The following is a 25852-nucleotide window of genomic DNA, read 5'->3' on the forward strand; positions in this document are numbered from 1 at the left end:
CACTCGCCCACCGGTCACCCTCCGCCTCCGGGGCCGCGCTGCGGCTCCGGGCTCCCCTCCGGCTCCGGGCTCGCCTGTACCGCGGGGCTGCCGCGCGCGATCCGGGCCAGGTCGGACAGCAGAGCGTCCAGCCACGACATGGTCGCGTAGTACAGCCGCGGTGCGCCGGGCGGCTCGGCGGCGAATTCCGTGGGGGAGACATCGATCAGCGGCAACGACGCGGCCGGAGTGTCGTCCCCGGGGTCGAGTGCCGCGGATATCAGCAGCATCCGGGCGGCCACCCGCGCCCCCAGCGCGTCGAGGGACTCGGCCGCGGCGGCCCCGAGCCGTGACTGCGGCGGCGTCAGCAGCCGGTCGGCCCCCCACAGGGTGTGGTGCCCGGTGATCAGCGTCGCCTGCCAGTCGACGGCGGACGGTGCGGGTCCGCGTGCCGTGCCTCCGAACGGAACCGGCTCGCTCTGGAACTGCGCGTACGCGGACTCCGCGAGGACGACGACGTGCTGCAGGGACCGATGGCCGGCGACACCCGACAGTCCGGGCCCCGCACGGCCGACCACTTCAGCCCATACGGCCGCTCCGACACGGCCGGCCGCTCCCGCACGACCGCCCGCCGATGCGCCACCGCCCGCATCCGCACGGCCGGCCGCCGGTGCGCCGCCGCCCGCCACCGAGGCGCTGGTGGCCACCACGATCTCGGCGGCCCTGCGAAGGAGTTCCGCCGCCGTGCGGCGCAGTTCGTCGTGGGCCCCCCGGGGCCAGGCCAGCAGCCCGAAGACGACCCCGATGGCACTGCCGATCAGCACGTTCAGCACCCTGACCTCCGCCAGCTGCCACGTCGGAGGCGCGAGCTGGGCGAAGACCAGCGCCACGAGCACGGTGAACAGGCCCTGCGCCCAACCGACCCCCCGGACCGGCCCCACCGTGAAGGCGAACAGCATCCACACCGGCAGCACGGCGGCGTAGACCGCGGTGTGCGGGCCGGCCAGGATCAGTATCCCGGCGGTCAGCAGGGCGCCGGCGAGTGTGCCCGCAAGCGCCCGGCGGATGGTGCTCCACGTGTCGTCCATCGTGGTCCTGGTGAGGGTCAGGGTGGCGAGCGTGGCCCAGAAACCGTGCGGCAGCGTGTCCACCCCGGCCACGAGCCGGGCCGCCGTCAGGGCCAGCGCGAGGCGCACCGCGTTCTGGAAGAACACCGAGCGGCGCCCGGCGTGACCGCGCAGCCGGTGCCACCACAGGACCGGGGCACGGGCCGTGGCGTACCAGAAGCGGCCCGGCGCCACCTCCATCGGGGCGTGCCGGCCCCGTGCCGCCAGATCGGCTGCCGTGCCCATCGCCAGCGCGGCGTCGGCGATCTCCAGTACGGCGGCGTGGCGGCGCAGGACGGCGGGTGAGAAGCAGGCGGCCGGAGCGCTCCCGTCGGAGGCGCAGTGGACCGCCGGAGCGCCCCCGTGGGCCGAGCGGTGGGCGGCCGGAGCGCCCCCGTGGGCGGCCGGGGTGGTTTCTTCGGCCGCGCGGTGGGCGGCCGGGACGGTGCCGGCGGCGGGGTGGGCGGCCGGAGCGGTGCCGTCGGCCGCGGAGGTGGCGGTGGGGCCGGCGGACAGGGCTGACAGGTGCGCGCGCGCCGCGACGAGGTTCTCGTACGGCGTGACGGGGGACGGCCCCCCTCGCAGACAGGCCGCGGTGGCCTCGGCCAGCCGCGCGACCGCGCCCAGCACGGCGCTCACTTCGGGCCCGGGTCGCACCCCGGGCACGGCCGGCAGCAGCGCCAGCCGGGTGAGCAGGGTGCGGGTCGCGAGTCCGGTGTGGGCCAGGGCGCGCTCGCGCACCCCGGGCCCCGCCGGGCGATCGGCCTCGGGCACGGTCAGGGCCCGCAGCGCCTGGCCGGCCTGACCGGCGGCGCTCACGTCCGCGCCGGTCAGGGCGTACGGGGGTGCGGCGAGGAGCGTCGCGCAGTGGGCGGCGGTCCGCGCGGCGTCGGCGCCTCGCGCCCGGTACGACGGCGGGCAGGGCTCGGGGAAGATCAGGGCTTCGGCGGCCACGAACAGGGCCAGCCCGACCGTCGTCCCGATCAGCCGGTCGCCGAGCGAGCCGGGATCGTATGGCGGGAAGGACGGCAGCATGTAGAGCAGTTGCAGGCCCGGCGCCGTTCCCGCCGGACGCGGGCCGCCGACGGCGGAGAAGGCCAGCGCGAAGCCGACCAGCAGCATGCCGAGGACCGCGCTCCACGTCGCCACCGAGAGGTAGGTGCCGACGATCACCAGCAACCAGCAGACCGGCAGCGCGCGGGCCACCGTCGCGGCGCGCTGCCGTCCGGTGCCGGGGATCCTGGAGAGCCCGCCCAGCGCCACGACGGCGAACAGGGCGTAGGTCGCCGCGACGGGTCTGCCGAGGCCGTAACGGAAGAAGTAGAAACCGGCTGCGGCGACCAGCGTCACGCGTACCGCCCGGCGGCCCGCGGCGGCGTAGGCCGCCGGTATCCGGCGGGCTGGGGCACCCCACACCCCTACAGAATCACCCACCGCAGGGCACCCGGCACCTTACCGCCGCGAGCGGCACCTTCGGTGTGCCCGGCGGGCCCCCGTCACGGCTCCTGGTGCCGGTGTGCGGCGCTCTCCAGCTCCTGCTCCTCCGCCCGGGCCAGGCGTGCCTCGGCCTCCACGTCGATCGAACGGGTCAGCCACCAGTAGAGCGCCGCGGACACCGGCAGCCCGATGAACAGTGAGATGTCGGCTCCGCCGAGCGCCTCGGCGGCGGGGCCGACGTACAGGGTGCCGACGGAGAAGAACGGGATCATGACGACGAAGCCGACCAGGTAGGCGATGATGCCGTGCCAGCCCCAGCGGCCGTAGATGCCGTGCGGTTTGAAGATCTCGGCGATGGCGTAGTGCCCCTGGCGCACCACGTAGTAGTCCATGAGGTTCACCGCGGTCCACGGGATGAACAGATAGAGCACCAGCAACAGGAAGTTGTTGAAGTTCGTCAGGAAGTTCGAGGTGGCGGACAGGGCGCCGGCCAGCGAGAGCGCCGCGGTCAGGCCGATGGTCAGCAGCCGTACGCCCAGCGTCGGCCGTACCCGCCTGAACGAGTCGATGCCGCTGATGAGCGTCAGCGAACCGCCGTACATGTTGAGGGCGGTGACGGACACGAGGCCGAGGGCGGCGAAGAGCAGCACGATCGCGCCGAAGCCGCTGAACACCTTGTCGCCTGCGGCGTTGATCGACGGGATGGTGTCGAAGTCCTTGCCCGCCCAGCCGGCCAGCAGCGTGCCGAGCACCATCAGCCAGATGCCGCCGAGGGCGGAGCCGAAGTAGGTCCAGTAGAAGGTCTTGCGCACGGTGACATCGGGCGGGAGGTAGCGCGAGTAGTCCGAGACGTAGATGGCCCAGCTGATCTGGTAGCCGGCGACCACGCCGAACTGGGCGAGGAACGGCGTCCACTTGAAGCCGCCCAGGTCGAAGGAGCCGGCGTGATAGTGCAGGGTGACGAGGACACCGACGGTGAAGATCCCGAAGACGATCAGGAAGGTGTAGGTCAGCAGCCGCTCGGCCTTGTGGATGACGTCGTATCCCACCAGCGCGATGACGAGCGCGACGGCGGTGACGACGACCACCCACAGTTTGACGCTGCCGTGCAGCGTGGTGTGCAGGGATTCGGCGGCCAGGACGCTGTTGAAGACGTTGAACCCCGCGTACTGCACGTAGGCGAAGAGCCACACCAGCAGGGCGCCGACGTAGCCGAACTGCGGCCGCGACTGGATCATCTGCGGCAGACCCAGCTGGGGGCCCTGGGCCGAGTGGAAGGCCATGAAGAAGGTGCCGACGACCGTGCCGGAGACGATGGCCAGCAGCGACCAGACGAGGTTGCCGCCCTCGGTGATGCTGATCAGCCCCACCGCCAGGGTCGCGATCTGGGCGTTCGACATGAACCACAGAGGACCCAGGTGCCAGAGCTTGCCGTGCCGCTCGTCCAGGGGGACGTAGTCGATCGACCGGACCTCGAGGCGTGACACCCGTGATTCCGCTGAAGTGCTCATGACGCCTCCCGACGCCGAAGGACCACCGCTCGGAGACATTCTTCTCCCAGGCGGACGCGGTGACGAGTGCAGAGATCCGATGACGCGTGCGGCAGGCCGAGCGCGGTTCCTCTCGGACCGGCCCGGCCCGGTCAGGCGCTGGCGTGGCGCCGCCAGGCCGGCCTGCGCGGAGCGGCATGGTGCCGGGGCTCGCTCCGGCGAGCAGCCGGCCGGCGCCGCAGCCACAGGGACGTCATGGACAGCAGGGCGACGAAGACCGCCAGGAACACCACCGACACCCACATCTGCCGGCTTCCCGCGTCGTCCAGGGCGGCCAGGGAGGCCGAAGCGGACCACAGGACGGCTCCTCCGGCGTAGAACTTGCGCATCCTGCGCATCTGCCGCAGGGCTCGTACGGACTCAGCGTGCTCGGTTTCCGATGCCATGCCGACGCAGGTACCCCGAAACGCGTCCGTCATCATGCCTGAATCCGCCGGTCCGGCCGCCGGGGCCGGGGCCCCGGCGGCCGGACGTCGCCTGGTCTGGTCGCCTGGTCTACTTCACGGTGATCTGAACGGTTGTCTCCGCGTACATGGGTGGTGTGAAGCGGTCGCGCGTCTGCACCTTCACCGTGTAGTCGTGGTCGGCGTCGTTCGGGAACGTGCCGGATATGTGGCCGTTCTCGACGTTGACGCCTGCGGGGAGGACCGGGTCCACCAGGGTGGTGACGAGCGAGCCCTGGAAGATCGAGTCTCCGCCGGAGAACACGGCGACATCGAACTTCTCTCCGCGCGTCACCGATATGTTCCTGGCCGTCTCGACGGGCTGCGGCCGGTGGACGTGCGCGTCGCTTGCCGCGGCTCCCTGGAGGATCAGCGAGGCTCCCGCCATGACTCCGTCGCAGACCGACACCAGAGCCCATACGCCTTTCGGTACCGCCTTGTGCAGGGTGATGTTGCGGATGACCTGACACGCCCTGGGCGCGGCGTCGAGCACGGATTCGGCCATGGCCATCGCGTAGAGCGCGGGCGGCAGTTCGGGATCGGTGTTCCTGGCAGTCTCGGTGCCGCCGACGTTGCAGGTGAGAACCCCCAGGCCGAAGGCCAGCTGGATGATCGAGCCGGGTACGAGGCTCGCCGCCGCCTTCTCCCTCGCCTTCACCGGGTCTTCGTCGGCGTCGTACCCGAGGTTCTTGAGCAGGGACGAAACCTTGCCCGTGTTGTCCCAGAGCAGGGACACCACCGCCGTGACGATATCGAGGACGAAGGCGACCGACTTGACCGTGCACCCGGCGATCCCCCAGCCGTCCCAGGGCTTCCTCGGAGCGGTGACGGAGGGAATGCTCAGGGCGTAGGCCCAGGCCGTACCGACGATCTCACAGACGTTCAGGATCTCCTCGGCTATGGCCTTCTTGTTCCAGGAGGGAATCCAGTTCGTCGGACCTTTGAGGAGATCGGTGAGTCCCACGACGACGGCGAGCATGACGCCGGCCGGGATGGCACTGCACTGGAATTCCACCAGCCGCATGTTCTCGGCCGGGTCCTGCGGGTCCGGCTCGCCCGTGGTGGCCTCGTCGAAGGAGGGGATGGGGATCGTCACGAACCTTCCCCCCGGGAAGGGCGGGTTGTCGACGCCGTTGACGAGCTTGTACAGCGTGGTGACGAAGAACGCCATGATGAGGCTGGCGAGACCGAGGATGCTGGGCTTCTCGCGCTCCTCCGGCTTGACGCCGGCAGCCGTCTGCACCCAGGTGTAGAGCGTCTCGACGAATCCCATGTCCTCCAGCGGCTGGACGAGGAGCGCGACGACTTCCTCGACGACCTTGACCGTGAAGTCGACGAACTTCTTGACGAGCTTCCCCGCCGCCACGAGGAAGTCGTCCACGAACTCCTGCACGGCCCGCAGGAGGTTCACCACCTTGGCGCTGCTCGTGGTGCCCGCGTCACCGGGGTCGAGGAAGTCGGTGAGGGCGTCCCAGATGGTGCCCAGGTCGCTCAGCAGGTCCGTCCAGGCCTGGTCCCCGGCGAGATCGCTCACGAACTTCTTGAAGTCGCCGAGGAGCGGACCGTCGCCGATGTCGAGTACGTCCGCGAAGGAGGACGGGAGGTCGTTCGCGCCCAGCGCCTTGTTCTGCATCCAGTTGGCCTGGGGTGTGCTCAGATCGCCCTTCGCGACCGATCCCCCGGATTCCGTGGGAATGTCACCTGATTTGTTCGGGAAGTCGCCGACCCGGGTGTCGGAGTACTGGGCGCAGATGAGGTCGAAGTACTGCTTGACCACCGGCCGTTGGTCCTGGAACCACTGTTCGGAGCGCATGCCGAAGTTGGAGATCATGGTTTTGGACAGGGGCAGGACCGTGTCCGTCACGCACGACTGGATGGCCTTCTTCGTGTCCCAGATGTCCGTCATGTCGAAGAGCGACTTGAGCCAGTCGATCACCCGCATGATGGCGTCGGCGATCATCTGGAAGACGGCCTCGACTGCCTGGATCGCCTGCTCGATGGCCTCGATGATCATTTCGCCGAGGGAGACGACGGCATCGCCGATCCAGACCGCGATCTCGACGATGGCGGAGACGAGGACCTCGGCGACCTTGGTGGCACCGGTCTTGATTCCCTCCCACACGTCGGACGCCCAGCTGGTGAAGTCGTCCCACCAGCCGCCGTAGGCGGGGTGGCCGTTGCGGTAGCCGCGGTAGGCGTCGATCTCGTCCTGGTTCCGGAAGGCCTGGAAGGCGGGCCGGTCCGGGTCCCAGAGCTGGATGACGTACCCGACGACGGGCTCGGCGGATTCGCCGTCGAAGGTGAGTCTGAGCTCCTCGTTTCCGGCGGCCTGTGCGTACATGTTGGTGCAGTGGTCCACCACCACCTGCGGAGTCAGTCCGCGCTCTTCCAGAGCCGGCCAGTCGGCGAGGTCGCCGGCCCCCAGCTTCATGTCGTTCGGGGTGACCTTCGCGTCCTTGAGGAGGCCGGCCGAGAACTTCCCCTTCTGGGAGGGCAGTGTGCTTTCGCCGGCGAGGAAGGAGTTCGCCTGGGCGGCGAAGTCGATGGCAGCGCCCTGTTGCAGGTTGTCGGCGTTCAGGTGCACGACGGGCGGGTTGAGGCCTCGTGCGGCGATGGAGACCACGAGCTTGCCGGAGGGGTTGGTGGTGACGGCGATGGACCGGCCCGGACCCACCTGGTAGGACACCTCGTCGATCTGCACTTCCACCAGCGAGTCCGCGGACACGCTCACGCGATGCCCGTTCATGGGTTTGCCTTCGGTGGACAGCAGTGTCGCTTCGGCGACGTAGTGCGAGACGACGAAGGGGTCCTGGTTCGTGCGGGGCGGGATGCGCACCTTGTCGGTCTGCCACTGCGACGTGGTGACGTCCTGGGTGCACACGCAGTAGGCCTCGGCAGGGCTCATACCGCTCATCTTGATCAGCTCGGACGGCTTGAAGTCGGGATACGGGTCCAACTGGAAGTCGATGATGTCGGCGTGCAGTCCGACCGTGACGAACGTCGAGGGTCCGGGCGGCGCTTGGTAGACGGGAGCCATGTGTCCGCCTCGCTGCCCCATGACGGAGACCTTGCCGGCGCCGGGGCGGTAGGCGATCAGATATGCCAGGCTTCCGGTGCCGCCGTAGTCGTAGGGGGTCACCGTGTCCGCCGGCGAGGCGAAGTCGTATCCGCCGATGCCGTAGCGGTTCCAGATGCCGCGGGTGTATTCCGTGGGGGCCGTCCTGTCCCGCTTGAGGATCCAGACGGTCTGATCGCCGTACTTGTGCACGTCGCCCGGGCGGTAGGCCAAGATGTGGTCGTTCTTTCCCAGGCCCGAGAAGTCGAACGGCACGAGCCGGTCGTTGGGACGGATGAGGTCGTAGCCGCCGAGGCCATGGGTGTCGCTCTCGACTTCGGCGACGAACACGCCGTTCTTGTCGGCGGTGAGGATGTAGGCCATCCCCGCGCCGGGGCGGTAGGCCAGCAGGTGCGTGTTGCTGCCGGAACTGTTGTAGTCGAGGCCGACGACGATGTCCGCGGGGTTGTTCAGGCTGAAACCGCCCAGTCCCGTGGCCGACGTCACCGCGGGGTGGAAGGTGCCGTCCTTCCGGGGTGCCAGCACCCAGGCCGTGCCGGTGCCGGGCCGGTAGGCCAGGAGGTGGTCGTTCTTCCCGGAGCCGGTGTAGTCGAACGGCACGAGCCGGTCGGCGGCGTCGGCCAGGTCGTACTTGCGCCCCGGTTCACCGATGCCTCCCGAGGCCGCGGAGACCACCGACGTGAACCCGCCTGCCCCGGCCTGCTTCCTGAAGATGGCGAACTTCCCCGCCCCCGGCCGGTAGGCGAGAAGACAGTGGGCGCTTCCCGTCCCGGTGTAGTCGTACGCCACCACCTGGTCCCGGGGGGAGGAGAAGTCGTATCCCGGGAGTCCCGATTCCGAATGGTAGACACGGTCGAACCCGCCGGGTGACGACGTGCGGCCCACGACCCACACCACCCGCGCACCTGGACGGTAGGCCAGCAGGCAGTCGGCCTTGCCGTGACCCGTGTAGTCGAAGGCCACCAGGCGGTCCTGCGGGGCCATGAGGTCGTAGCCGCCGATCCCCGACGGCGCGGAGGCCACCTTCGCCGACGTCCACGCCGGCTGCACCACGCGTGCTCTGTCCGGGCCCACCCCCCGGTCGATGGTCTGCCACGTGGACTGGTGGAGAACCTGGAGGTTTCCCGCTGCACCCCCCTGGTCCGAGGACGTGCCGAACACGTGGAGCAGGCCGTCGGCGTCCTGCCACACGCGCGCCCGTGCCGCGGTGTCGAATCCCGTCCCCACGACCGGGTCCAGCATGAGGTGATGGCCGGGGGCCATGAACGACCCGGTCACCAGATAGAGGCCGTCGAGATAGGCGAACCCGACATCCCCTTGCGGATTGTCCTGGTTCAGATTCGGGACGTAGTAGGTTCCGCAGAACTGGTCGACGGTTCTGCTGACTTCGAAAGGACCTCGGAACTGTCCGGCCGATTCCTCGTACCGCAACAGCTGCTTCCCGTTCAGGAAGTAGTAGACGTACACATTCCTTTGGCCGGTAGCCGGATAGTAGGGGAGGAATCCGCCGCCGACGATCGGGAATCCGGGAGCGAACATGGTGGTGGCGTGCAGGGCCCAGGCGGTACCATTGCCGCTGAACGCCGGCAACTGCGGGAGCAGGACGAAGAACGAGGCGCCGCCCGATATGTCGAGCGTCGATCCGAGAACCAGCGGCCCGCTGTCCGGAGAGTACGACACGCACAGTGAACGGGCATAGTAGCCTTCTATGTTGAACTCGACCCTGTTCGCCCACGAGCACTGAGCCGTGCCGGCCGTCTCGCCGTCGAGTGTCAGCACCATTCCGAAGGGGGTCGCGGCGCCGTCCCGGGGAGAGCAGATGGCCCACACCTCGCCGGACGGATGGACGACGGCCAGCACTTCGGCGACCAGCGGCGTTCCCTCGACGTCCTGTTGCGCCCAGCCGGTGTCGGACGACTCCGTCCGCTGCAGATAGGTCAGCCTGCCCGCCGGGGTGATGACCAGTGCTTCCTCCCGCCCCTGCTTGAAGGGATTGGCGAACAGGGCTTCCTGGTTGATGCCGTCACCGGCCGACACGCCGATGGCGCGGACCGCGTCCTGCATCATCTGCGTCGTCACCGAGAACGATCCCGGTGTGATCGGAGCGGCGGTGTCTTCATCCGCGGCACTCGGGTGACGGCGGAAAGTCTCGATGCTCATGGCGAACTCCAGGGAAACGCACGCGATGACTCACGGAATGGGCCCGGAAAAGGGCAGTGTCGCGCCAGGGCGACAACTCACGGGAAAGCTCGCTCAATTGACGAGCTGACAGGCGCTGCCGGTGATGCACCAGGCGGCCATACGGTCACATTACGCCGACTGGACGAACTGTCAACTGCGTCCGTGGGCTTACTTATCGTGAAGCTGAACGGAGCGCTTTTGAAATCGTTCATTCCGCATCTCCGGGCAGTTCGGTGCGGACGTCACCACGACCCCGCTGAGACAATGGCATGCACATGCAGGCTGTGTCACAACGGATCCGTATTACGTGCGAGTTGACGTGGCGTGATTGCCGACGACCATGAGGCGCCCAAGGGGGGCGGGTGGGAGTGGACGCGTAGCGGCAGGCGGGTGGGCGCGCGGGCGCGGGTGCCGGTAGGTACTTGTGGGCCGTTCCGGTCCGGCATTACGGTGCCGCAAGTGGACCTCTTCTCACACTCGTGGTCGGCGTTGCTCGGAGCGGTCGCCGCGACCCCGGACGAGGACTTCGAACGACCGTCCGGGTGCAGCGGCTGGCTCGTGCGGGACCTGGTGTGTCACCTCGTGGTCGACGCCCAGGACGTCCTGATCACCTTGGTCACGCCGGCCGAGGGCCGCCCGACGGTCGACGCGGTCACCTACTGGCGACTCGTCGGTCCCCCGGCCGGCGAGGACCCGCTCGACGCGTTGATCCCCCGGCTCGCCGCCGCGTACGGCGAGCCGCGGTTGCTCAAGTTCCATCTGGACGACGTCGGTTCCGCCGCGGGCCGTGCCGCCGAACTCGCCGACCGCACCCGATGTGTGCGCACCCGCGACGAGGTGCTGACCGCCGGCGACTATCTGTCCGCGTACGTCCTCGAATGGACGTTGCACCACTTGGACCTGGTCGCGCACCTGCCGTCGGCGGCCGGGCCGCCCGCCGAGACCCTCGGGGCGGCCCGCGCCGCGCTGGAGGAGATCGCCGGGACGCCCTTCCCCGCCGTGTTCTCCGACGGCGACGCGCTGCTGATCGGCACCGGGCGTCGCGCACCGACCGACGCGCAGCGAGCCGCCCTGGGCGATCTCGCGGCGAAGCTCCCGCTCGTCCTCGGCTGAGCGGTCCCGCCGGGAGGGACATGCCCGCTCCCGGACAGGCCGAGCCACCCCCTCAAGCGGCCGGACCGCGCCTTTCACGGTCAGGGGCCGGGCTGATCAGGCGGACCCCGGGCCGGTCATGCGGGGAGCGGGGCTATCACGCCTACCCCGAGCCGGTCACGCGGGGGGCGGGCCGATGACGCCGGGCTTCGGGCCGATGACGCCGGGCTTCGGGCCGGTCATGCGGGGGAAGGAGCGGGCGGCCGTCAGGAAGCCGAGCGTCGTCAGCACGAACGGCCAGGTGAACGCGTGACCGCCGGACGGGGCGAGCAGGGCGGCGACGGCCGGCGTGAGGAGGGTCGCCGTCGCGGCGCCGAGGAGTGCGTACAGCAGCGTCGCCGGAGTGGCGGCGAGGAAGACACCGCACAACGCCATCGCCACGAGCACCGCGTTGCAGCCCATCGTGCCGTCGGCGATCCGCGCGGCCGGCGCTCCGAGCGCCCAGGCCGTCAGGACGCCCGTCGCGCTCCCGGCGCAGGCCACTAGACCGGCCGCCCGGCCGGCCAGGAATACACCGGCGAGCAGCAGGGCCCCCGCGTACCACTCGTCCAGGAAGAAGACCTGGGACACATTGCGGAAGAACGCGCCGCACACGTCGCCCAGGCGGAGGGTGGTGGGGCCGCCGGCCGCGCGGGGCAGCGCGGCGATGCCGCCTCCGTGCGGCCACAGCCGCCGTAAGGCCGGCGCGGCGACGGTGACCGCGCTCGCCAGCAAGCAGTACGGCATGGTCAGCGGCGGCAGGCTCCATGTACCCAGCAGCCGGACCACCGCTGCGGTGACGACGGTGACCACGACGCAGACCGCGGCGGCGAGCAGCGCCGTGGCCGGTCTGCCCGCCTCCAGGAAGACCGCGAGACCGATGGCGGCCAGACAGGAGTTGAAGCCCTCCAGTCCACCCTCCACCCGGTCACGGGACACGCCCAGCAGCCACGCGGTGCCGGTACCGAGGACGGCGCCGCCCAGGCCGTAGGCGCCGTACCGCCAGTCCGCCGTCAGCAGCGCGAGGGCGAAGACGGCGCCCGTCCAGGTGCTGTCGAGGAACATCACCTGGGCGAGCCCACGCAGCACGGGCGGACCGGACCTGAGATCACGTCCGGGTGTCCAGCGCCGAACCCCGAACGCCTGCCGCCGCCGGGGCCCCTCCCCCGGCCGCCCGGCACTCCGCGGCACTCTCACTTTCGTCGGACGTCTCACCCTCGAACCCCCACCGACGTATTCCGCTTGGCGGCATTGTTTTTCCGTCATACGATATCGAATTGCGGGGGTCCACTTCGCGTGGTCGCGCGGACAGGGTGACCGTTGGTCTTCGCCCGGGGTGGTTCCCCGTGATCGCAGGCGGTCGGTGCGTGCGTGACCGGCCGGCCGGCCGGGTAGGCCTGCTCCCCTCGCCGGACGCCTCGGAATCGATCATCTAGGCTGGCGCGGTGGCTGGTGAGCAGGAGCGGGTGCGGCCGTCGGGGGTGTGGGCCACGGCGGTGGGGGTGGCCAGGGTGCGGGCGCTGGAGACCGAGCGGGAGGACGCGCTGTTCCGCGACCCACTGGCACAGGCCTTCGCCGCCGCCGGCGGCCTGTGGCCCTCCTCGCCACCGCCCGACGACGAGGCCGCGCGACGCCGCCGGCTGGCCGTGTCGTTCTCCATCGTCATCAGGACGAGGTTCCTCGACGAGCTGTTGCGGCAGGCCTCCGCTTCGGGGGTCCGGCAGGTCGTGCTGCTCGGCGCGGGCATGGACAGCCGGGCCTTCCGGATGGACTGGCCCGGCGGCACCCGGCTTTTCGAGGTCGACACCGCCGCGCCACTGGACTTCAAGGCTTCGGTGCTGCGCCGGGAGCGGGCCGTCGCACGCTGCGAGCGGATCACCGTCGCGGTGGATCTGCGTGAGGACTGGCCAGGCGCGCTGGCCGCCGCAGGGCACGATTCGGCGGTGCCGACCGTGTGGATCGCCGAAGGGCTGCTGATCTATCTGCCCGAGGAGGCGGTGGAGTTGCTGCTGGACCGGATCGGCGCGCGGTCGGCGGCAGGCAGTCGGATGGGGCTGACGCTGGGTTCGCGCGGCGTGATCGAGCGCCTCGGCACGGACGTCGCGCCGGGATCGGCGGCGTCCATGTGGGTCTCGGAGATGCCCGAGGACCCGGTGGGCTGGCTGGCCGGGCACGGCTGGGAGGCCGTCAGCCACACCCTGCGCGAGCGTGCGGCCGCCTACGGCCGCCCGATCAGCACCCCGCCGCGGCGCGAGGAGCGGCCCGGCGGACTGATCTCGGCGGTCCGCCGGCAGCACGCCTCCCGGTTCCCCGGATGATCGATTCCGTCGGGGCCTGACGAGTGGAGCCGTTCGTCCGCGCAGGATTCGAGCTCCTGCACACACGGTTCGTGCCGGCGTAACCGAGAGTCAGGCCACCGTCGGCCGGCGAGCCGCAGCCGGTCCTCGTCAAAAGGGTGGGCCAGCCAGGAGTCCGGACAAGGTCGAGCAGTTCCCGGCCGGCCTGTCGCACGCGGCTCGTATGCACTCCTGCCGGCGCCTCGACGCGCACATCCTCTACGGCCGCACCGTCAGGACCGGGGACCGCAGGCGTGGGGGGGGGGGGGGGGGGGGGGGGGGGGGGGGGGGGGGGGGGGGGGGGGGGGGGGGGGCCGGGCGCGCGCGCCCGCCCCCCCCCCCCCCGCCCCCCCCCCCCCCCGCGCGGGGGCGGGGCGCGCGGGGCGGCCCCCCCCCCCCCCCCCCCCCCCCCCCCCCCCCACTGGTCCACGCCTGAGGGCCGCGCCCGAGCCGTCGCATCACCGTCCGCCGGAACGAAGAAGGGCGGGCGCCGGACGCTCCCTTCTCCATCGTGTACCCGGGCGGTGCCGGATCTCCGCCGAAGCGGTGGGTCCGCTCACCAATAGTGCCGCCGGCCGGCGACCGCGTGCCCCATGGAACCCATGATCCACAGGACAGCACCTACCACCAGCAGAATGATGCCGATGGTCCACAGGATCGATATACCTGTGAGGAAACCGATGACGAGCAGGATGATGCCGAGGGCGATCATGACGTGCCTCCTGCGGAGTGACAGTTCTTCTTCCCTCCGTGTGCCCCGAACCGGTGGTTACGTGCATCCGAAGCGGCAAAAGCTTTTCGGCGGCGGCTCCGGCCCCCCGCCAAGACGCCGGCACCCGGCGTGCCGAGGCGGGCGGCGTGCCGAGGCGGGCGGCTACTCCTCTGCCTGTTCCCTGTCTGCGGCACGGCCGGCCAGGCGTTCGTAGCGCTGCCGCGCGGCCTGCGGGGTGCCGAGGCCGAGCCCGAAGGCGATCTCCTGCCACGTCATGCCGCGGCCGCGCGCCATCCGCAGCAGGGTGGTCTCCAGCTCGTCCATCTCCCCGCGGACCAGCGGCACGAGACTCAGGGCGGCCGTGACGTCCGCCTGGTCCACCTCCGCCTCGCCGTCCTCGAGTCGGGCCGCCCCGCTCAGCAGGAACGCCACGAGCCGTACCGCCTCGTGGGGCCCGAGCACCGAGGGGTGGACCTGCCGGCGTCGCTGGTCGTCCGTGGCCGCGTGCCGCTCGGCGATGCGGAACAGGGAGGCGTACACCCGGTGGGCTCGCGCCTCCTCCGGCCGCGGCGGCGTGAAGGGGTCCGTCCGGTCAGGCTTCGATGACATGCCTCGAGGATGCCGGAACACACGAATCAGCGTCAATGAAATGTTGTGAACAACTTGTTCAACAACTCGGCACTCAGGACATCGGCGCGGTGATCTCGCGTTTGAGGATCTTGCCGCTCGGACCGATCGGCAGGGTGTCCGTCAGCCAGATCCGCCGCGGGTACTTGTACGCGGCCACCCGGTCCCGGACGAACCGCCGGAGTTCCTCGGTGTCCGCGTGGGCGTCCGGCCGCAGGACGACCGCGGCCGCCACCTCCTCGCCGAGCCGCTCGTCCGGCAGGCCCAGGACCGCCGCGAGGGCGACGGCCGGGTGCTCGTGCAGTACCTCCTCGACCTCGCGCGGGTACACGTTGTAGCCGCCGCGGATGATCAGGTCCTTCTTCCGGTCGACGATGTACAGATAGCCGTCCTCGTCCCGGCGGGCCAGATCGCCGGTGCGCAGCCAGCCGTCGGGAACGGCGGCGGTGGTGTCCTCGGGACGGTTCCAGTAGCCCTTCATCACGTTCGGTCCGCGCACGGCCAGTTCACCGACCTCCCCCGGTGCCACGTCCCGGCCCGTGTCGTCCAGCAACCGCACCTCCACGTCGCGGATGGGCGTGCCGACGGAACCGGCCTTGCGGGGACGGTCGGGGTGGTTGAAGGACACGACCGGGCTCGTCTCCGACATGCCGAAGCCCTCCAGCACCATGCAGCCGAAGCGCCGTTCGAAGCCGTGCAGCACCTCCACCGGCAGGGAGGCGCCGCCCGAGATGCACATGCGCAGGCTGGAGGTGTCGGCGGACGCGGCCGGCCGGTGCTGGAGCAGTGCGGCGTACATGGTCGGCACGCCTTCGAAGACCGTCGCACGATCGCGGGCGATGGCGTCCAGCACCGTCTGCGGCTCGAAGCGCGGCACGAGGGTGAGCGAAGCCCCGCTGCGCACGGCGACGTTCATCGTGCAGGTCTGGCCGAAGATGTGGAACAGCGGCAGGCAGCCGACGATCACGTCCTCGGACGTCATCCGCTGGACGTCGAGGACGTTGACCTCGGTGTTGTGCCGGATTCCGGCGTGGGTGAGGGCGGCACCCTTGGGGCGTCCGGTGGTTCCCGAGGTGTAGAGCAGCACGGCGATGTCGTCGCCGGCGGTGACCGCCATCTCGCGGCGCGGTTCCAGCGGCGCGAGTTCGGCGGCGAGGGCGGCCGGGTCGACCGCCAGGTGCCGCACCCCTGCGGCGGCGGCGCCCGCCGCGCCTTCACCGGGCGCGAGGTGCCACTCGAAGAGCAGTACGGCGCCGGAGTCCCGCAGGTGGTACTCGGTCTCACGTTCCTTCAGCAGCGGGTTCATCGGTACGACGATGCCGCCGGCGCGCAGGACGGCGTAGTACAGGACCACGAACTCGGGCACGTTGGGGAGCATCAGGGCGACCCGGTCGCCGGCGCGTACGCCCTCGGTGTGCAGCAGGGCCGCTGCCTGGGCGCTGAGCCGGTCCAGTTCGGCGTAGGTGACGGCCGCCGTGTCCAGCCGCAGCGCCGGGCGCCCGGGCAGTCGCCGTGCCGTGTCCACCAGGAATTCCGCCAGGTTGGCCATCATGCCTCCTTGCATGCGTGCTCTCGGCGTTCACGAGGTCCCGTCGTCAACACTCCCGGCATGGTGGCCCGCAGGTGCGCGGGCGTCCATGGTGGAGCGGACAGCCCGGGCGCCCGGGCGTTGTTCCGGGACCCAATCGAGCGGCCGTACGCTGCGGCTATGGGTCTGTCGAGTGTGGGTGCCGCGCTGCGTACGCGTGTTCCGGAGCTGGGTGAGCTGATGGCCGGGCGCATACGGGCGGAGGTCGAGTCGTACGCCGATGACGCGCTCATCCCCTGCTCGTCGCTCAGGGAGTCCTGTGAGGGCAACGCCGACCTGCTCCTCGCGCGGTTCGCGTTCGGAGCCGGGCCGGACGTGGGGGCCGCGCAGCAGACGGGGCGCCTGCGCGCGGAGCAGGGGGTGCCCCTCGCGGACACCCTGCACGCCTACCGGGTCGGTTTCGAGTTCCTCTGGTCGGAGCTGGTCGACGAGGCACGCAGGCATCCGGACGTGACGGACACGGAGCTGGTGGCCGGGTCGTCGGAGATCTGGGCGCTGTTCGGCCGCTACGCGGAGGCAGTGGCGGCCGCCTACCGGGAGGCCAGCGCGGAGCTGGCCCTGCAGCGCGAGGCGCGCCGCTCGGCGCTGGCCGAGGCGCTCTTCACCGGAGCCCTCGCCGACCGTACGACGCCGTGGGAGGCGGCCGGGCAGCTCGGTCTGCCGGAGCGTGGCCCGTACGCGGTCGTGGCCGCGTCGGTGCCCGATCCCGGTCAGGAGCCGCTGCCCGGCATCGAGGCGGCACTGCGCCGGTCCGGGGTGCCGTCGGTCTGGCGGCTGCTGCCCGACCAGCAGATCGGTCTGGTCGCCCTCGCACACCGGGACGCGGAGTCGGTCAGCCTGCGGGAGCTGCGCCGCCGGCGGGCACGGGTCGGTGTCAGCCCCACGTTCGACACGCTGCGGGAGACACCGCAGGCGCTGCGGTTCGCCCGGCTGGCCCTGACCGGACTGCCCGGTGCCGGGCCGGGGGTCACCCGGTTCGACGACAGTCCGCTGGCCATGCTGACCGCGGCGGCCCCGGCGGAGGCGAGCCGTCTGGTCGAGGTGTCCCTCGGGCCGCTCCTGGCGCTGCCGGAGGTGGAGCGCGGACGGTTGCTGCGCACGCTCGGCCACTGGTTCGGCTCGGGTGGTGTGACGGCCGCGGCCGCCGAACGGCTCTTCGTGCATCCGAACACCGTGCGCTACCGTCTGCGTCGCATCGAGGAGTTGACGGGGCGGTCGCTGTCCGACCCGCTCGCGGTGTGCGACCTGGGCGCCGCGCTGTACGCCCTGCGCCTGCTGCCGTTCTGAGGGACGACCGCAACGGCGGTGCGCGGATTCCCGCGACGCGCGGACGGCCGAAGCGGAGTGCGCGGGGTACGCTCGCCGGTCCGGGGCAGTCCGGCGAAGTCCGGCGCGCTTCAGGGCGCTTCAGGGCGGTGCGCGGTGGGCTGAGCCGCGTGTGCGAACCATGGGGGCAGGCGGGCGTTCCGCCGGGGCGTTCCAGGCCGGCCGAACAGCCGGGCGGTACGGCCCGGTTGGAAACGCCACTGGATACGCCCGGCGGAATCGGCGCGCGGTGGAAACTGCGCGGCGAAGGCGTCGTTCGTCGCGGGGCCGTTGGTCGAGGCGTCGTCCGCCGCGGGGCCGTTCGTCGCGGGGCCGTTCGTCGCAGGGCCGTCCGGCCGGGCCCGTAGGCAGGGTTCGGCCGAACGGCCCCGCGCACCGCCGCTAGCTGCGGCGCCCTGCGGGATCGTGGGCGGCCGGGTCGAGACCGTCGCCCCCGAGAGCCGGCTCGGCACCCCCGGCGGCGCCGGCACGGGGACCGTCCGCCGGCGTCCGGACCCGGTCACCGTGCCCCGGCCACCATGCCGCGTGGCCGATCAGCGCGGTGAGGCTGGGGGTGAAGAACATCGCCATGACGAACGCTGCTACGGCGATGCCGAAGGAGACCGCGAAACCCATCTCCGTCAGCAGCGCGTTGCCCGCGAGCATCATCGTGGCGAAGGTCGCCGCCAGGATGAAGCCGGCCGCCGCCACGGTCGGCCCGGCGTGCCGCAGCGCCATGCCGGCCGCTTCGCGGGGATCGCGGCCCTCCCGGGCCTCCTCGCGGAGCCTGGCGATCATCAGGATGTTGTAGTCGGTGCCGATGGCCACCACGAAGAGATACATGATCACCGGCAGCATGAACATCAGGCCCGAATGCCCCTGGGCCTCCTGGAAGATCCACACGGTGGCGCCGAGGGTGGCACCGAAGCCGAGGCCGACCGAGGCGATGAGGTACCAGGGGGCGACCACGCTGCGCAGGAGCAGTCCCAGGATGACCATGATCAGCAGGGCCGCGACGGGGAAGACCGTCCGGTAGTCGTGGTTGACCGCGGTGTCGATGTCCTTGAAGATCGAGGACATGCCGCCGACGAGGGCCTCGGTGCCGTCGGGGGCGCTGGAGTGGGCGACGTCGCGCACCCGCGCCACCGCGTCGATCGCGCGGTCCGTCGACGCCTCGTACTTGAGCGTGACCGTGAAGTCCGCGGTGGTGCCCTTCTCGTTCACCTGGGCCATGCGGGCGTTCGCCACCCCGTCCACGGCGCCCAGCTTCTTCGCATAGGCGCCGAAGGCGGCCTTGTCCAACGGCTTGCCGTCGGTGCTGGACAGATAGACGTCGGTGGGCGCCGCGGCGCCCGCCGAGTACGCCTTCTGCATCTCGTCCTGGACGACCATGGACTCCTTCGTCTTGGGCATGGAACCCGAGGCGAGATCGAAGGTGGCGTTGAAGCCCAGGGTGCCGAGCGACAGCACGACCAGGACGAGACCGGACAGGACGGCGGTCAGCGCCGGGCGGCGCTGCACCCCGCGGCCGAGGGCGGCGAAGCGGGCGTTCTCCGGTTCCTTCTGCCAGGACTTGGAGGGCCAGAACACCTTGGGCCCGATGAGGGAGACCACGGCCGGGATCAGGGTCAGGCCCGCGACCAGGGTGACGGCCACGGCGATGGCGAGCGCCGGACCCATCTGCTTGAGGAAGCCGAGCGTGGACAGCACCAGCGCGAGGAAGGCGATGATGACCGCGCCCGCGGCCGAGGCGATGGCCTCGCCGACCCGGCCGACCGCGTTCACCATGGCCTGCTTCGGCTCGTCACCGGCGCGCAGCCGTTCGCGGTAGCGGAACATCAGGAAGAGGAAGTAGTCCGTGCCCACGCCGAACAGTACGACGATGAGGATCGACGAGATCGAGCTGTTGGCCTGCAGGTCGAACAGTTTCGTGGCGTACGCGATGAGCCCGTTGGCGATGGCCGACACCAGGCCGATCAGGATCAGCGGCAGCACGGCCAGGATCGGCGCCCGGAAGATGATCAGCAGCGTCACCAGGATGATGAGGAAAGTGCCGATACCGATCAGCGCCTGACCTCGCTTGGACGAGTCCTCCTGGTCGAGGGCCTGCGCCGCGGATCCGCCCAGCTTGACGTCCAGATGTGTGCCCCTGGCCAGCTCCTTCACGTCCGCGCGCAGCACCTTCGCCGCGTCGACCTGTTTGGGCTGGCCGGCGTTCCTGCTGTCCATCTGCACCAGCGTCAGGGCGTACCTGCCGTCCTCGGACGGCTGGCCGGGGACGACCTTCTGCACCTGGTCGATGTGTTTCCGCCCCAGCGCGGAGGTGATCCGGGCGATGTCCTGCTTGTCGGCGCCGGTCAGTTTGCCGCCGTCGGTGCGCGCGTACAGCGCGATCGCGGAGGGGGTGAAGGCGCTGGGGAAAGCCTTCTCCTGGAGCTCCGCAGCTTTGATGGACTCATAGCTTCTGGGCAGGAAACTGCTCTCGTCACTGTTCGAGGGCAGACCCGGAGCGGTGGCCACGATCGCCACGGCGGCGATGAGCCAGGCCACGATCGTCCACACGGGATGTCGTACGACGGTGCTGCCTGTTCGTCGGAACATGCGGAAGGTCCTCCTGGACAGGAAGATCACCGCAGCCCGGGGAGCGGACCCTGGCATCGGCGACCCGACCGGCACGGCTCGAACGGGCCGGTCTCACGGTTTACTTGAACCCACATCGTAGTGACCCGGTGTCAAGGCCGGCCGTTCAGATGCGCGAATCCTGCCTCGTGCCCGATCACCGGCGGAAGATGCCGCCGGGCCCGGCCCGCCCTGCCGGCATCGGTCACCGCGCCGAGGGGAGCCAGCCGGTAGGAGCCGGACGCGGCAGCGTCTTGCGCACACCCGTCGAACCGGGTGAACATGCCTCCCTGAGCGGGCACATGGCCCGGCCGGCGAAACCAGTGCCGCGAGCCGGCACAGGCGAGGCCGTGGTCATCGTCCGTGGCCCCGGGGCGTACATCCTCCGTCGTCAGAACGCGACGAAGGCCGAGCACCACCGTGTGGTGCCGGGATCGTCCGGCTCCCGGGTCTCATGCCCTCTCGTGCGGTCTCATGCCGTCAGCTCGGGCGGAAAACCGGTCCAGCGCAGCTCGGCGGGAAGGTGTGCCATGTCGTTGTGGAAGAGCACGGAGGCCGCGCGGTCGGGCGCGTAGCGGATGACCGTCAGTGCGGCATTGCCCTGGTTGAGTCCCATCCAGCGCCAGGCCGGTGCGTCCATGGCATCCCTGACGAGCCATGCGACGAGGAAGTTGTGCGTCACCACCAGCTCGTGCCGGGGTTCGTCACCCGTGACCGGGCCCGTGAAGCGGTCGAGCGCCTCCCGGGCCAGGCCCGGTCCCTTCTCGCGTTCCCCGGCCGGGAACCGGGCAAGCCTGTCCAGCATGGTGTCGGCGAACTCCGCGGGCAGTTCTTCTTTCGCCGGAAGGTGGGGCAGGTAGTCCCCGGCCGCCTCCGAGCACTGCAGGGGTACGCCGTCCAGCCGGTCGCCGATCAGCCGCGCGGTCTGCTCCGCACGCGGCAACGGGCCGTGGTGGATGACCGAGAGTGGGCTGCGTCGTAGCCGTTCACCCAGGAGTTCCGCCTGACGGCGGCCGGTGTCCGTCAGACGGCTCTCGTCGGACGAGGCCTCGCCGTGCCGTGCCAGGTAGAGGTAGCGAGCTGCCGTTCCGGCCATGGGTTCCTCCGTCGACGTTCTTCACGATCTTGCGGTCGACCGGACAGACGCCGCCGCGGTGGACCTGGTTCCCACCACGGACCGCCCTCGCACGGAGTGGACGGCCGTGTCACGGGCTCCGGACTCCGGGTATGCCACATGTGTTCGGCGCGGGTGTCCGGCGTTCACTCCGACCGCTGCGCCGGGACACACATACAAGTCACTGTTCGAGGCATGTTCCCAGCAGGACCGGGGTGAAAGTCCGGTGAACTGAACCAGGACGAGGGTTCTGTGGGGTGAACCATGAGGAAACAGGCCCACCGGCCCGTATGATCCGGGTACCGGACATCCCGCAGTACCTCACTCCCGCTCCCCGTGTGCCGCAATGGGCCGATGGAAGCGCACCATGGTTACGAATGGAGGACACATGCCTGAAAGCACCGTCCCCGCCACCGAGTTGACCTCGCAGTACGTCAACCAAGTGACCGGCGACCTCGAGCAGAACGTCAAGGAACAGGAACGCGTCACGGCGGAGATCGCGGGTCTGCAGGAACAGTTGGCCACCCTGCAGCGCGACCACGCCATCCTGGTGAGCATGCGGCAGGCACTCGGCGTCGCTGCCACGGTCGGCACCGTCGCCGAGCCCGAGAGCCCGGTCGTGCCCTCGCCGCGGAAGAAGTCCGCACCTGAACCCGGCAAGCGCCGAGCGGGCCGGGCGGCGACGGCCGAGAAGCCCGGGGCCAGGAAGTCCGGGCCCTCGAAGGCGGAGACCGTGAAGGCGGAGACCGTGAAGGCGGAGGTCAAGAAGGCCGAGCCTGCGAAGGCCGAGGCCAAGAAGGGGCCGGCGAAGAAGGCGGTGGCCAAGCCCGCGGCCAAGAAGGCGGCTCCCAGGGCGGCTCAGCCCACGCTCGTCGAACTCGTCCGCGGTCACCTCGGGGAACAGAGCGAGCCCCGCTCGGCGGCGGAGGTCGCGGAGGCGCTGATCCAGGCCCATCCCGACCGGGAGATCCAGACCAAGGTCGTACGCACCACCTTGGAGAACCTGGTCGCCAGGAACGCCGCGCAGCGCTCCAAGCAGGGAACCTCCGTCTTCTACACGGTCCCCACCTCCAAGGAATCGACGACTGCCGGCGCGGACCAGGCAGAGCCCGCGGCCGCCGGTTAGGGGCGGACTCCCGTCCCCAGCCCGCGGACACCGGCGGGCGGGACGCAGCCGCCGACGGTCCGGGCGGGTCAGGCCGCGCGGGAGTGGTCCCCGTCGGTGTCGTGCGGTGCGCGGCCCACGGCCGGTGCGGTGCCGCCGTCGAGTCCGGCGTCGGCCGGCACCGCCGCCGTGCGCAACCTGCGCCGTTCACGCGGTGAGTGGCCGTAGGTTCGCTCTTGCCGGGCACCGGAGGGTGGCGGGGCACCGGAGAGGGTGACGGCGCCGGCGAGGGTGGCGGGGCGCCCGCGAGGTCAGCCCACGAGGCGGGCTCGCAGTCTGGCCAGGGTGAGGACGTCGAGACCGAGTCCGTCGGTCAGGAAGCGCCCGAAGCTTCCGTAGTCCCGTACGGCCTGGTCCCGGAAGGCCGCGAGGTAGTCGCCGCGCACCTCCTGAAGGGGGATCAGCAGATCCGGGTCCTGCATGTAGCCGGCCGTCTCGAGCTGATCGCGCAGCGCCTTGTCCGACGGGGCCCGCAGTCCGGCGGAGAGCAGATAGTCGTTCTCGGACGTCGACGCGGGAACACCGACGGCACGCAGGATGGTGTCGGCGAGGACGCCGGTGCGGTCCTTGCCCGCCGAGCAGTGGAACAGCACCGCCTTCGTGGCGTTCGCCACGGCGTGGATCGCGGCGCCGAGTGCGGCCCGGTTGCCGGGGTCGGTGACGAACCCCCGGTAGAGGGCTTCCTGGAAGCAGGGCGGGAAGCTAGCGCGTGGATCTTGAGAGCGGAAGACGGATACGCGGCAGCCGCACGGAAGCGCCGGCGCGGCTGCCGGTGGGCGCGTGGTGAACACAAGAGCTCTCTCCCCGGCGGCAGTTGACAACCGGGTGGGCGGGCCGGAGTCGGCGAACACCGACGTGGGCCGGAGTCGGCTGACCCCGACGTGGGCCGGATCCGGTGACCCCGACGTGGGCCGGATCCGGTGACCCCGGCGTGGGCCGGATCCGGTGACCACCGCTGTCGGCCGGAGCCGGTGACCAATTGACCCGCGTCGGCTGAGGCCGAGGCGCCGGCGCATCACTCCGCCCCCGGCATCGGCCCGCCCGTTCCCGGCCGAACACGGAATGACTTGACGAGCCCCTGACAATACCGCGCTCGCCGTGGCACGCTGCCTGACGCACGTCGTCCGTCCGCACCGCTCTTCATTCCCCGACCCTGCCCGGATCCGACCGGTCCGGGCACGGCAGAAGGAGACCTGCGTGAGACGCCATCGCACTGCCGCGGGCATTCTCTTGGCCGTAGGAGCCCTGTTCACGGGCAGTCTTGCCGGTGCCGGCACCGCCACCGCGGGGCCCGCCGAGGCCGGTTCCGGTCCGTCGGCGGCTGTCCGGACCGCCCCGGCCGCAGAACAGCACAGGGCCCGCACCTTCTGGACCCCCGAGCGCATGCGCAGCGCCACCCCCCTCGATCTGCGGTTGACCCCGCGGGCCGCCAAAACCCTGAAGACCCCCGCGACCACGGGACGGGCGTCGGCCGTCGCGCCCACCGCGGCCGTCGCCTCCTTCCCGCAGGCCGGCGGCCCGTGGACCGGGGGCGGCAGCGTCGTCACGACCTCGGGACGGGTGTTCTTCACCTTCCAGGGGCGGACCGCCTCCTGTACCGGGAACGCGGTGACCAGCCAGAACGCGAGCACCGTCATCACCGCGGGTCACTGCGTGAAATACCAGGGCAGCTGGCACACCAACTGGGTCTTCGTCCCCGGCTACGACAACGGCAACGCCCCGTACGGCCAGTGGAGCGCGGCCAAGACGCTCACGACCCCGCAATGGGAGGCGAGCGAGGACATGAACTACGACGTCGGTGCCGCTGTGGTCGCCCCCCTGGGCGGCCGGACGCTCACCTCGGTCGTCGGCGCGCAGGGCCTGCAGTTCAACGGCGGCTACAACAAGCAGATGTACTCCTTCGGCTTCCCCGCCGCGTCGCCGTACGACGGCACGAAGCTGATCTACTGCAGCGGCGACAGCTCGAAGGACTTCCTCTTCACCCAGGACCACGGTCTCGGCTGCAACATGACGGGCGGCTCCAGCGGTGGCCCGTGGCTCACCGGATTCAGCGAGGCCACCGGCAGCGGTCTGCAGGCCTCCGTGAACAGCTTCGGCTACGTGTTCCTGCCGAACCGGATGTTCGGCCCGTACTTCGGTGACGTCGTCAAGGCCCTGTACGACAAGGCCCAGGCTTCCTAGCCGAGCACCCGGGGGCCGTCCCACGTGTTGGGGCGGCCTCCCTTCGGACGGTTCGGGTCAGGCAGGCCCGCGGTTCGGGTCAGGCAGGCCCGCGGTTCGAGTCAGGCAGGCCCGCGGTTCGCGTCAAGCGGGCCCGCGGTTCGGGTCAGGCAGGCCCGCGGTTCGAGTCAGGCAGGCCCGGCGGTGGGAGGCCCGACCGTACCGTCAGCCGCTTCGGCGCCTCCCCCACGGCCGTCACCACCCGCGCGGGGACCCACGGTGCCTTCGGGACGGCATGCGCCGACCCACACCACCGCCCACGTCAACGCCCACGTCAACGCGCGCGTCATCGCCCGCGCAGGACCCTCGCCGTCTCTCCCGTGCGCTCGCGCAGCAGGATCCGCAGCGTGTTCGCGTGCTCGTAGCCGACCTTGCGTGCGATGACCTCCAGCGGGAGATCGGTCGTCCGCAGCAGATGCGAGGCACGCTCCACGCGCAGGTCCCGCACGAAGCCGACGGGCGACGTGCCCAGCGTGCGGCGGACGGCCCGCTGCAGGGTGCGCTCGCTGATCCCGATGGCCCGCGCCCCCTCGGCGATGGAGATCGGCTGGTCCAGGTGCAACCGGGCCCACCGCTCGAATGCCGCCAGCACCGGGTCGCTCTGTGCGAGTGCCGCCGAGATGGTGTACGCCGCCTGGGACGGCCGCTCGTCGACGACGAGATAGCGGGCGACCAGCTCGGCCAGGACAGGGCTGGTCATCCGCACGATCGCGAGGGCCAGGTCCACGTGACCGAAGGCGGCGCCGGCGGTGGTCACACCGTCGGAGCTGGTGACCATGCGCGTCTCGTCCAGCGACACCGCCGGGTAGCGCTTGCGGAAGTACGGCGCCAGCCACCAGCTCGTCGTGGCGTGCAGGCCGTCGAGGATTCCGGACTCGGCCAGCAGGAAGGTGCCGGTGCAGGCGGAGGCCACGGGCGTACGGCGTTCGCGCGTCGCGGCGACGAGACGCCGCACGGGCGCGGCGGCCGGGCCCGACGCATGGGCGAGCAGGGCGTCGGGCCGCCGCTCGGCCAGAGCGGGCACCAGCAGCAGGTCCGCGTCGTGCGCCGTGCCGACCGGGACGGTCTCGACCACGTGGCCGGCACCCGTACGGATCCGCCTGCGGAAACCGATCGTGGTGACCCGCAGAGCCGGTGGCGGCTCGGGCAGTTCCTCCCGCAGGGCGTTCGCACCGTCCAGCACGTCGAGGAGGGCGGCAAGCCCGGAGTCGAAGACGCCGTCGTAGGCCAGCACAGCTATGTCCATGACGGAAACGATATCGA

General features: G+C 70.9%; 18 protein-coding genes. 6 read left to right on the forward strand and 12 right to left on the reverse strand.

Annotated elements, in window-relative coordinates:
- Positions 1-14: 14 nt before the first annotated feature.
- The 4 genes from ACGFT2_RS07915 to ACGFT2_RS07930 form a co-directional block, all read right to left on the reverse strand.
- On the reverse strand, positions 15-2519 hold the full coding sequence (locus ACGFT2_RS07915; RefSeq protein ID WP_393274631.1) for an FUSC family protein: 2505 nt from the start codon (positions 2517-2519) through the stop codon (positions 15-17).
- A gap of 62 nt (positions 2520-2581) precedes the next feature.
- On the reverse strand, positions 2582-4033 hold the full coding sequence (locus tag ACGFT2_RS07920; RefSeq protein ID WP_393274633.1) for a purine-cytosine permease family protein: 1452 nt from the start codon (positions 4031-4033) through the stop codon (positions 2582-2584).
- Positions 4034-4164: 131 nt separating this feature from the next.
- The gene (locus ACGFT2_RS07925; protein ID WP_393274634.1) at positions 4165-4458 is read right to left on the reverse strand and encodes a hypothetical protein; all 294 of its coding nucleotides are present in this window, start codon (positions 4456-4458) and stop codon (positions 4165-4167) included.
- A gap of 109 nt (positions 4459-4567) precedes the next feature.
- Positions 4568-9751, reverse strand: a complete 5184-nt coding sequence (locus ACGFT2_RS07930) for a hypothetical protein (RefSeq protein WP_393274635.1) — start codon at positions 9749-9751, stop codon at positions 4568-4570.
- A 480-nt stretch (positions 9752-10231) separates the two neighbouring features.
- Here ACGFT2_RS07930 and ACGFT2_RS07935 point away from each other — a divergent pair, with 480 nt between their 5' ends.
- Positions 10232-10885 (forward strand): maleylpyruvate isomerase N-terminal domain-containing protein, encoded by a 654-nt coding sequence (locus ACGFT2_RS07935; protein ID WP_393274637.1) that lies wholly within the window; start codon positions 10232-10234, stop codon positions 10883-10885.
- A 156-nt stretch (positions 10886-11041) separates the two neighbouring features.
- On the opposite strand, the gene ACGFT2_RS07940 is transcribed toward ACGFT2_RS07935, so the two are convergent.
- Positions 11042-11992, reverse strand: a complete 951-nt coding sequence (locus ACGFT2_RS07940) for an urea transporter (RefSeq protein ID WP_393274639.1) — start codon at positions 11990-11992, stop codon at positions 11042-11044.
- Positions 11993-12384: 392 nt separating this feature from the next.
- Here ACGFT2_RS07940 and ACGFT2_RS07945 point away from each other — a divergent pair, with 392 nt between their 5' ends.
- Entirely contained in the window at positions 12385-13221 is an 837-nt protein-coding gene (locus ACGFT2_RS07945; RefSeq protein ID WP_393274943.1) for a class I SAM-dependent methyltransferase, read from the forward strand.
- Positions 13222-13795: 574 nt separating this feature from the next.
- On the opposite strand, the gene ACGFT2_RS07950 is transcribed toward ACGFT2_RS07945, so the two are convergent.
- The 3 genes from ACGFT2_RS07950 to ACGFT2_RS07960 all read right to left on the reverse strand — a co-directional run bounded on the left by ACGFT2_RS07950 (position 13796) and on the right by ACGFT2_RS07960 (position 16127).
- Positions 13796-13951, reverse strand: a complete 156-nt coding sequence (locus ACGFT2_RS07950; protein ID WP_393274641.1) for a DUF6131 family protein — start codon at positions 13949-13951, stop codon at positions 13796-13798.
- 162 nt (positions 13952-14113) lie between these two features.
- A complete protein-coding gene (locus tag ACGFT2_RS07955; RefSeq protein WP_393274643.1) occupies positions 14114-14560 on the reverse strand; it encodes a DNA-binding protein in 447 nt (148 codons plus the stop codon).
- Between the two features lie 73 nt (positions 14561-14633).
- Positions 14634-16127: a long-chain fatty acid--CoA ligase gene (locus tag ACGFT2_RS07960; RefSeq protein ID WP_393274945.1), complete on the reverse strand. Its 1494-nt coding sequence runs from the start codon at positions 16125-16127 to the stop codon at positions 14634-14636.
- 159 nt (positions 16128-16286) lie between these two features.
- Between ACGFT2_RS07960 and ACGFT2_RS07965 the strand changes: the two genes are divergently transcribed.
- Positions 16287-17453, forward strand: coding sequence for a PucR family transcriptional regulator (locus tag ACGFT2_RS07965; protein WP_393274645.1), 1167 nt, complete (start codon positions 16287-16289; stop codon positions 17451-17453).
- A 420-nt stretch (positions 17454-17873) separates the two neighbouring features.
- On the opposite strand, the gene ACGFT2_RS07970 is transcribed toward ACGFT2_RS07965, so the two are convergent.
- On the reverse strand, positions 17874-20072 hold the full coding sequence (locus ACGFT2_RS07970; protein WP_393274646.1) for an MMPL family transporter: 2199 nt from the start codon (positions 20070-20072) through the stop codon (positions 17874-17876).
- A 188-nt stretch (positions 20073-20260) separates the two neighbouring features.
- Between ACGFT2_RS07970 and ACGFT2_RS07975 the strand changes: the two genes are divergently transcribed.
- Entirely contained in the window at positions 20261-20665 is a 405-nt protein-coding gene (locus tag ACGFT2_RS07975; protein WP_393274648.1) for an FMN-binding negative transcriptional regulator, read from the forward strand.
- Here the strand turns inward: ACGFT2_RS07975 and ACGFT2_RS07980 are convergent.
- A complete protein-coding gene (locus ACGFT2_RS07980; protein WP_393274649.1) occupies positions 20563-21186 on the reverse strand; it encodes a histidine phosphatase family protein in 624 nt (207 codons plus the stop codon). The two genes, ACGFT2_RS07975 and ACGFT2_RS07980, sit on opposite strands and share 103 nt — an antisense overlap.
- A 406-nt stretch (positions 21187-21592) precedes the next feature.
- Between ACGFT2_RS07980 and ACGFT2_RS07985 the strand changes: the two genes are divergently transcribed.
- Positions 21593-22330 carry a hypothetical protein gene (locus tag ACGFT2_RS07985; protein ID WP_393274650.1) on the forward strand — a complete coding sequence of 246 codons (738 nt, stop codon included), beginning with the start codon at positions 21593-21595 and terminating at the stop codon, positions 22328-22330.
- A 290-nt stretch (positions 22331-22620) separates the two neighbouring features.
- Here ACGFT2_RS07985 and ACGFT2_RS07990 read toward each other — a convergent pair whose 3' ends face one another.
- Entirely contained in the window at positions 22621-23595 is a 975-nt protein-coding gene (locus ACGFT2_RS07990; protein WP_393274652.1) for a tyrosine-protein phosphatase, read from the reverse strand.
- On the opposite strand from ACGFT2_RS07990, the gene ACGFT2_RS07995 reads away from it, so the two are divergent.
- A complete protein-coding gene (locus ACGFT2_RS07995) occupies positions 23567-24550 on the forward strand; it encodes a trypsin-like serine peptidase (RefSeq protein ID WP_393274654.1) in 984 nt (327 codons plus the stop codon). The two genes, ACGFT2_RS07990 and ACGFT2_RS07995, sit on opposite strands and share 29 nt — an antisense overlap.
- 325 nt (positions 24551-24875) lie before the next feature.
- Here the strand turns inward: ACGFT2_RS07995 and ACGFT2_RS08000 are convergent, their stop codons facing one another.
- A complete protein-coding gene (locus ACGFT2_RS08000) occupies positions 24876-25835 on the reverse strand; it encodes a GlxA family transcriptional regulator (RefSeq protein ID WP_393274656.1) in 960 nt (319 codons plus the stop codon).
- Between the last annotated feature and the right edge of the window lie 17 nt (positions 25836-25852).

This window comes from Streptomyces sp. NPDC048514, from assembly GCF_043199955.1.
Classification (GTDB): Bacteria; Actinomycetota; Actinomycetes; order Streptomycetales; family Streptomycetaceae; genus Streptomyces.

Bases quoted from the DNA above. Each gene is read 5' to 3' on its own strand.
- ACGFT2_RS07990 (WP_393274652.1), bottom strand. From the start codon at position 23,595: ATGCCCGCGGCAGTGCGATGGCGTCTCACGCAGGTCTCCTTCTGCCGT.
- ACGFT2_RS07980 (WP_393274649.1), bottom strand. From the start codon at position 21,186: ATGGCCGGAACGGCAGCTCGCTACCTCTACCTGGCACGGCACGGCGAG.
- ACGFT2_RS07970 (WP_393274646.1), bottom strand. From the start codon at position 20,072: ATGTTCCGACGAACAGGCAGCACCGTCGTACGACATCCCGTGTGGACG.
- ACGFT2_RS07965 (WP_393274645.1), top strand. From the start codon at position 16,287: ATGGGTCTGTCGAGTGTGGGTGCCGCGCTGCGTACGCGTGTTCCGGAG.
- ACGFT2_RS07960 (WP_393274945.1), bottom strand. From the start codon at position 16,127: ATGGCCAACCTGGCGGAATTCCTGGTGGACACGGCACGGCGACTGCCC.
- ACGFT2_RS07930 (WP_393274635.1), bottom strand. From the start codon at position 9,751: ATGAGCATCGAGACTTTCCGCCGTCACCCGAGTGCCGCGGATGAAGAC.
- ACGFT2_RS07955 (WP_393274643.1), bottom strand. From the start codon at position 14,560: ATGTCATCGAAGCCTGACCGGACGGACCCCTTCACGCCGCCGCGGCCG.
- ACGFT2_RS07950 (WP_393274641.1), bottom strand. From the start codon at position 13,951: ATGATCGCCCTCGGCATCATCCTGCTCGTCATCGGTTTCCTCACAGGT.
- ACGFT2_RS07920 (WP_393274633.1), bottom strand. From the start codon at position 4,033: ATGAGCACTTCAGCGGAATCACGGGTGTCACGCCTCGAGGTCCGGTCG.
- ACGFT2_RS07975 (WP_393274648.1), top strand. From the start codon at position 20,261: ATGCCGCCGGGCCCGGCCCGCCCTGCCGGCATCGGTCACCGCGCCGAG.
- ACGFT2_RS07925 (WP_393274634.1), bottom strand. From the start codon at position 4,458: ATGGCATCGGAAACCGAGCACGCTGAGTCCGTACGAGCCCTGCGGCAG.
- ACGFT2_RS08000 (WP_393274656.1), bottom strand. From the start codon at position 25,835: ATGGACATAGCTGTGCTGGCCTACGACGGCGTCTTCGACTCCGGGCTT.
- ACGFT2_RS07985 (WP_393274650.1), top strand. From the start codon at position 21,593: ATGCCTGAAAGCACCGTCCCCGCCACCGAGTTGACCTCGCAGTACGTC.